This is a genomic window from Paraglaciecola sp., assembly GCF_051252315.1.
Taxonomy (GTDB): domain Bacteria; phylum Pseudomonadota; class Gammaproteobacteria; order Enterobacterales; family Alteromonadaceae; genus Paraglaciecola.
Map to the genome: position 1 here is coordinate 1 of NZ_JBPOFP010000176.1, position 6,292 is coordinate 6,292.

Genomic DNA, 6,292 nt, shown 5'->3' on the forward strand with positions numbered 1-6,292 from the left:
GTTAGAATTTTTAAATAAATATAATGAAAAAACAGTGTTTCACGTGAAACATAATCAGGTGAAAGAGGAGATTTAACTAAATGTCAGAAGAAAATGTTTATGACTCGTCGAGTATAAAAGTACTAAAAGGACTTGATGCAGTAAGAAAAAGACCTGGTATGTATATCGGAGATACGGACGATGGAACCGGCCTTCACCATATGGTCTTCGAAGTTGTAGATAACTCAATTGATGAAGCCTTAGCGGGTCATTGCTCTAGCATTAATGTAAAGATACATATTGATGGTTCAGTATCGGTTAAAGATGATGGCCGTGGTATACCTACTGAAATACATGAAGAAGAGGGCGTATCTGCTGCTGAAGTTATTATGACTGTTTTGCATGCAGGTGGTAAGTTTGATGATAACTCTTATAAAGTCTCAGGTGGTCTTCATGGCGTAGGTGTATCAGTAGTAAATGCTCTTTCGACTAAACTTCAATTACAGATTAGACGTGCTGGTAAATTGCATGAACAATATTACACTCATGGCGAACCTCAAGAGCCATTATCAATAATTGGTGATTCAGAGACTTCTGGAACGAGTATCCGCTTTTGGCCTAGTGATGAAACATTTACTAACACCGAATTCCATTATGACATTTTAGCTAAGAAGTTACGTGAATTATCATTCTTAAACTCTGGCGTATGTATCATTTTAGAAGATGAAAGAACTGGAAAGTCAGATCACTTCGAGTATGAAGGTGGAATCACTGCATTCATTGAATATTTAAATAAAAATAAAACTCCTATTCATCAAAAGATCTTCTATTTTGAATCGCATAGAGAAGAGGATGGTATTTCTGTTGAAGTGGCGATGCAGTGGAATGATAGCTTCCAGGAAGGCGTATTTTGCTTTACAAACAACATTCCGCAGAAGGATGGCGGTAGTCACTTAGCAGGATTCAGAGGCGCATTAACTAGAACACTAAATAGCTACATGGATAAAGAGGGTCTTTCAAAGAAGGCCAAGACCAGTACGAGTGGTGATGATGCTAGAGAAGGTCTTACAGCTATAGTTTCAGTTAAAGTACCAGATCCTAAATTTTCTTCTCAAACCAAAGACAAGTTAGTTTCTTCTGAAGTCAGGCCGGCTGTAGAGACGGTGATGGGCGAAAAACTTCAAGAATTTTTATTAGAAAATCCAGCAGAAAGCAAAATTATTGTTGGTAAGATTATAGACGCAGCAAGAGCTCGAGAGGCGGCACGAAAAGCTCGCGAAATGACTCGAAGAAAAGGTGCGTTAGATTTAGCTGGTTTGCCAGGTAAACTTGCAGATTGCCAAGAAAAAGATCCTGGACTATCTGAACTATATATAGTGGAAGGGGACTCTGCTGGCGGTTCTGCCAAGCAGGGACGTAATCGTAAAAACCAAGCTATTCTCCCTTTGAAAGGTAAAATTCTAAATGTAGAAAAAGCTCGATTTGACAAAATGTTGTCATCTCAAGAAGTAGCCACTCTTATTACCGCTCTTGGTTGTGGTATAGGACGTGACGAATATGATCCAGAAAAACTGCGTTATCACCGTATTATCATCATGACAGATGCTGACGTAGATGGATCTCATATACGTACATTGCTTTTAACGTTTTTCTATCGTCAAATGCCTGAAATTATCGAACGCGGATATATTTATATTGCACAGCCACCTTTATACAAAACTAAGAAAGGGAAGCAGGAGCAATATTTAAAAGATGACGAATCTTTAACTACTTACTTAACTTCAATCGCTTTAGATAATGCATCTTTACACGTTAATGAAAGTGCCCCTGCAGTATCAGGAGTGGCTTTAGAAAGTTTAGTGCTCCAATATCAAACCGCTATGACAATGATAGCGAGAATAAGCCGTATAATGCCTGAAGTTATACTCAATAAGCTTGTGTACACTAATACTTTAGAATCTGATTCTGTTAATAGTGAAGAGAAATTAGAAAGTTTTGCTAAGACATTTACAGAAGAACTTACTGCTGATGAGATAGATGGTGCAACGTATACTTTTGAAATTAGACATGATTCAGAAAGAAATAACTGGTATGTATCTATAATTATCAGACTACATGGTATAGACACTGAATATAAAATTGATAAAGAGTTTATAGATTCAAATGAATATAAACGAATCAAGGAGCTTAACCAGGCCATAAACGGCATGATAGAAGCGGGTGGATATGTTCAAAGAAATGATAAAACAAAACCTGTAAGTAGCTTTGTAGAGGCATTAGATTGGCTTATGGCTGAATCTAAGAGGGGCCAATATATTCAGCGTTATAAAGGATTAGGTGAAATGAATCCTGGACAACTTTGGGAAACTACCATGGATCCTTCTACACGTAGAATGTTGCAAGTTACAATTGAGGATGCAATAGGTGCCGATCAACTATTCACTACATTAATGGGTGATCAGGTAGAACCGCGTAGAGCTTTCATTGAAGAAAATGCACTGAAAGTAGCAAACTTAGATGTCTAGTTAATACGAAAGTTTTGACAAATAAAAGCCATTTCAGAATTGAAATGGCTTTTTTTATGTTTAAAACAAAACAATGTTAATTTGCTTTGACATACTTGATACTGATACTGAAAAGCTTAAAAAGTTATTAAGCTTGTCACTATGTCGTTAGGCTAAATTGTAATTAAATTGACGACTACCGAAGGAGAACCGAAACCACTAAAATCAATGACAAACTCGTATGTTCCAGTTTCTGTTGGTGTAAATCGAAAGTTTTCGTCGTCAGTTTCACAATCTGCGTTTACTTGTTTACCTACTTTAATAACTTGATCTTCATTATCTTGGAATCCACAGTTATAACCAGGTGTCCAATTAGCATCAGCAAACTTAAAGTCATAAGGCTGTCCATCTGCAATAAGTTCGATCGTAGTAGAATACTTTTGCTTCGAGACTTCGATTAACTTATATTTTTCGTCAGCTTCCCACCAAGAAAAGACCCCTCTTAAATATAAACCATCATAATTTTTTTCTTGGATAAATGTTTCTATAGCAGTAGTTGCACAACCGCTTAGAAAGCTGCTAACTACTACCAAAGAGGCCAACCGTCTTTTATTCATAAATCTTAACTTGTCCGTTTTATCCAAGAACCGAAATATCAGCACAGCATAAAAATAACGACCTTAATCTTGATAATAAGGCTAAGCGGTTATTTTTAGTTGCTTCATCGTCAGCCATAACCATTACGTTCTCAAAGAAGTCGTCAATAGGTTCTTTTAATTCCGCCAATGTGGTTAGTGAGGACTTATAATCTGAATCAGCCAACATTGGTTTGATGCGACTTTCGACACTTTCTAAAGCATTCGCAAGCGTTATCTCAGCTGCTTCTACCAGTAAGGTATTATTCAGTACAGTCGCCACGTCGTTGGCATTTTTCGCTAAAATATTTGCAACACGTTTGTTTGCAGCAGCCAATGCTTCGGCTGATTCCAAGGAATTAAATGATTTAACAGCTTCAATACGAGCAGCAAAATCCGCTGGTCGAGTAGGGCGGTTAATAGCTACAGCTTGTACTACTTCAGCTCCTACACCTTGTTCAGCATACCAAGCCTTAAAGCGGGCAAGTACAAAATCTGTGACTGAATCATTAAGGCCTTTTTCATCGACTTTATTACCGAATGTTTTAATTGAAGCTTCGATTAACGGGACTAAATTTAAGGGTAAAGATTTCTCTACAATAATTCGTAAAACCCCAATTGAAGCTCTTCTTAAAGCAAATGGGTCTTTATCACCTTTAGGCGTTTGACCGATACCAAATATTCCAACTAAAGTGTCAATTTTGTCTGCTAAAGCAACACATATGCTAACGTTAGAGCTAGGGAGCTCATCACCGGCAAAGCGAGGTTTGTATTGTTCATTTTGCGCAATTGCTACGTCTTCTGACTCTCCATCGACACGAGCATAATGCATACCCATTACGCCCTGTACATCAGGGAACTCCATAACCATATTAGTCATTAAGTCAGTTTTACATAACAGACCGGCTCGATAAGCCGCTTGTTCGTCAGCTCCCAACATTGCAGCAATGCTTTTAGCCATAGTCGCGATACGTTCCGATTTTTCGAATAAAGTACCAAGCTGTTTTTGAAACAATATGGTTTTGAGGCTTTCTAAGCGTGATTCAAGGGTGTTCTTTTTATCTGTGTTGTAGAAAAATTCTGCATCGGCCAATCTAGGTCGAATAACCTTTTCATTTCCACTAACAATAGCTTGTGGATCTTTACTTTCTATATTGGTGATAAATACAAATCTTGATTTAAGTTGACCGTTTTGATCTAGCAATGGAAAATATTTTTGGTCGTCTTTCATTGTGTAGATTAAGGCTTCTTTAGGCACGGCTAAAAAAGAATCATCAAAGCTTGCTGTTAGTGCAACAGGCCATTCTACTAGTGACGTGACTTCATCTAATAAATCATCATCTATATCTGCCGTAGCGTTTTCTTTTTCCGCTGCTGCTTTTATTTGGCCTAATATTTTCTCTTTACGAACATCATGCTGTGCTATTACATAGTGACGCTCCAATTCAACTAGGTAATTATCTACATGGTCTAGCTCGAAAGGAGCGTTTGAATGAAATCTATGTCCTTTTATTAATCGCTGTGATGAAACTCCAAGAACTTCACCTTCTACTAAATCTGAACCAAATAAAATTGTTACTGTGTGTATAGGTCGGATAAACTGAGTTAGCTTTTCACCCCAACGCATTGGCTTAGGAATAGGCAATGCTTTTAATGCTTTTTCTATTAAAGGAGCGACTAGATTGTTTATTGCTTGGCCTTTAACTTCGGCTTTATAAAGTAACCACTCGCCCTTGTTTGTTTTTAATCGTTCTGCATCAGCTACATCAATTCCATTTGATCGAGCCCAACCTTGTGCTGCTTTCGTGGCATTACCTTCTGCGTCGAACGCTGCCGATACGGCTGGGCCTCGTTTTTCAACTAACTTATCAGCTTGAAATTCGGAAACTCCTTCAATCGAGACAGCTAGTCGCCGCGGGGATGCATACCAATTAATTTTTGAAAAGGTTAATTCGTTATCTTCGAATTGTGACTTTACGTTATCTTTAAACGCAGTCGCTAACTTAACCAAAGATTTTGGTGGTAGTTCTTCCGTGCCTATTTCAACTAATAAATTTTCTTTTCTCATGGCTACTTCTCCTTTTTACACATTGGAAAGCCAAGGGATTCTCGTGCTTCGTAATAGGCTTGTGCAACGGCTTTAGAAAGTGTTCGCACCCTAAGAATGTAACGCTGGCGTTCGGTCACTGAAATAGCATGTCTGGCATCTAACAAATTAAAAGCATGGGATGCTTTCATAACCTGTTCGTACGCTGGTAACGGTAAGTTTTGTTCAATTAGATGCTGACTATCTTTTTCACATTGATCAAAGGTAGCAAATAGTGCCTCAACATCTGCATGCTCAAAGTTGTAGGCTGATTGTTCTACTTCGTTTTGGTGGAATACATCACCGTATGTGACTTTACCCATCGGGCCGTCAGTCCATACTAGGTCATAAATGCTATCTACACCTTGAATGTACATAGCCAAGCGTTCTAAACCGTAAGTGATTTCACCGGTTACTGGAGTGCATTCTAGTCCGCCTACTTGCTGGAAGTAAGTAAACTGTGTGACTTCCATTCCATTTAACCAAATTTCCCAACCTAAACCCCAGGCGCCTAAAGTAGGTGATTCCCAATTATCTTCCACGAATCGGATGTCGTGAACGAGCGGATCGAAGCCTAACTCCTTTAAGGATCCTAAATACAAATCTTGAATATTGTCTGGAGAAGGTTTTAACATTACTTGAAATTGATAATAATGTTGAAGACGATTCGGGTTTTCTCCATACCGACCATCTGTAGGTCGGCGGCAAGGCTGGACATATGCACTGCTAATAGGTTCTGGGCCTATTGATCTTAAAAATGTCATTGGGTGAAATGTGCCTGCACCAACTTCCATATCAAGGGGTTGAATGATTACACAGCCTTGGCGAGCCCAATAATCTTGTAGCGCCAATATAAGGCCTTGAAATGTCTTACAATCAAACTTTTGCATTGTCCTGCCATCTATAAATAAAATTCAAAAAAACGTCCGCAAGTATACCTGTTGTAGGGGCTCGTATGTAGGCCAAAGCGCAATTATTCGTGCATTTAAATCAGTTGTGAAGTGAAATTGGGTGAAATGCCTTAAGTACGACAAAGGCAATAAAGCTTACTAGCCATTTTTTATCTTTATGATGAACTAGCTAGGTAG

The 6,292-nt window shown here is 38.4% G+C and carries 4 protein-coding genes; 1 reads left to right on the forward strand and 3 read right to left on the reverse strand.

Annotation, left to right across the window (positions count from 1 at the left end):
• The first annotated feature begins 80 nt into the window (after positions 1-80).
• Entirely contained in the window at positions 81-2,504 is a 2,424-nt protein-coding gene (gene gyrB / locus ACSHXM_RS20445) for a DNA topoisomerase (ATP-hydrolyzing) subunit B (protein WP_435692013.1), read from the forward strand.
• Between the two features lie 152 nt (positions 2,505-2,656).
• Here gyrB and ACSHXM_RS20450 read toward each other — a convergent pair whose 3' ends face one another.
• The 3 genes from ACSHXM_RS20450 to glyQ are packed head-to-tail and all read right to left on the reverse strand — an operon-like array spanning position 2,657 to position 6,094.
• On the reverse strand, positions 2,657-3,100 hold the full coding sequence (locus ACSHXM_RS20450; protein ID WP_435692015.1) for a hypothetical protein: 444 nt from the start codon (positions 3,098-3,100) through the stop codon (positions 2,657-2,659).
• Positions 3,101-3,119: 19 nt separating this feature from the next.
• Positions 3,120-5,186, reverse strand: a complete 2,067-nt coding sequence (gene glyS, locus ACSHXM_RS20455; RefSeq protein WP_435692017.1) for a glycine--tRNA ligase subunit beta — start codon at positions 5,184-5,186, stop codon at positions 3,120-3,122.
• 2 nt (positions 5,187-5,188) lie between these two features.
• Entirely contained in the window at positions 5,189-6,094 is a 906-nt protein-coding gene (gene glyQ, locus ACSHXM_RS20460) for a glycine--tRNA ligase subunit alpha (RefSeq protein WP_435692019.1), read from the reverse strand.
• Positions 6,095-6,292: the final 198 nt, after the last annotated feature.

Excerpts from the sequence above, each read along its gene's own strand:
- glyS (WP_435692017.1), bottom strand. The coding sequence starts at position 5,186 with ATGAGAAAAGAAAATTTATTAGTTGAAATAGGCACGGAAGAACTACCA.
- gyrB (WP_435692013.1), top strand. The coding sequence starts at position 81 with ATGTCAGAAGAAAATGTTTATGACTCGTCGAGTATAAAAGTACTAAAA.
- ACSHXM_RS20450 (WP_435692015.1), bottom strand. The coding sequence starts at position 3,100 with ATGAATAAAAGACGGTTGGCCTCTTTGGTAGTAGTTAGCAGCTTTCTA.
- glyQ (WP_435692019.1), bottom strand. The coding sequence starts at position 6,094 with ATGCAAAAGTTTGATTGTAAGACATTTCAAGGCCTTATATTGGCGCTA.